This is a genomic window from Thiohalophilus sp. (assembly GCF_031581315.1).
Classification (GTDB): domain Bacteria; phylum Pseudomonadota; class Gammaproteobacteria; order UBA6429; family Thiohalophilaceae; genus Thiohalophilus.
This window is the reverse complement of sequence record NZ_JAVLAZ010000124.1, coordinates 4,340-5,123: the sequence shown is the minus strand read 5'-3', so window position 1 is coordinate 5,123 and position 784 is coordinate 4,340. Positions and strand designations below refer to the sequence as shown.

Annotated in this window: 1 protein-coding gene and 1 pseudogene; one reads left to right on the top strand and one right to left on the bottom strand. The window is 57.0% G+C overall.

Annotation, left to right across the window (positions count from 1 at the left end; all coding sequences use genetic code 11):
- Positions 1-184, bottom strand: a pseudogene (locus tag RI563_RS12405) (heme-binding protein); the annotation flags it as partial.
- A gap of 107 nt (positions 185-291) precedes the next feature.
- Here RI563_RS12405 and RI563_RS12400 point away from each other — a divergent pair.
- Entirely contained in the window at positions 292-678 is a 387-nt protein-coding gene (locus tag RI563_RS12400; protein WP_310694699.1) for a hypothetical protein, read from the top strand.
- The last annotated feature ends 106 nt before the right edge of the window (positions 679-784 follow it).

The window sequence follows — 784 nt, the reverse complement described above, 5'->3', positions numbered from 1 at the left end:
GATCCACCACGACCGCGCTGACCTGATAGCCCTTCTCCCGGCACGCTTTGACCGCGGCATCGGCAATCTCGGCGGCCAGATCCATGGTGATCCGTTTCACATTGACCACCTCGCTGGCCTGCAGCGGCAACGCCGCCAGCAGCAGTGCGCCCGCCAGGCAGAAACTGTGTCGCCATGTTCTCATTCTTGCCTCCCGATGAATTTGCCTGACCGTTTACCCAATTTGGCCTTGCGCTGACAACTCTATCAACGATAATAGCCAAAATGCCACTTTACTATCAGGATTCCCCTATGCGAGCTCTTTTCATTCACATCAGCACTCTGCTGCTTTGTACCCTCAGCATGAACGCCTACGCCGTCACCGACGACGAGCTGCAACAGGCCGCCGATGTCGTCAATCAGCAGGCCCCGATGATGGTCGACCAGGAAACCCGTCTCGACGGCGCCGACTCCGGTAACCAGGTGCTGACCTACAACTATACGCTGGTCAATTACACCGCCGGCGATATGGACAGGAACAAATTCACCCAGGCCCTGCGCCCGACCCTGCTCGAATCCGGCTGCAAGGCACTCGAGCCGCTGCTCAGCGAGGGAGTCGACGTGCAATATGTCTATCGCGGCAAGGACAAGGGCGAGATCGCAACCCTGGGCCTGACCGGCGCCGATTGCGGACACTGAAGGAAGTGCTTAGTACTTAGTACTTAGTACTTAGTACTTAGTACTTAGTATCGTAGGCCATCACCAGCGTAACCTGCATCACCCATCTCGGGCACCGGTATTTAAC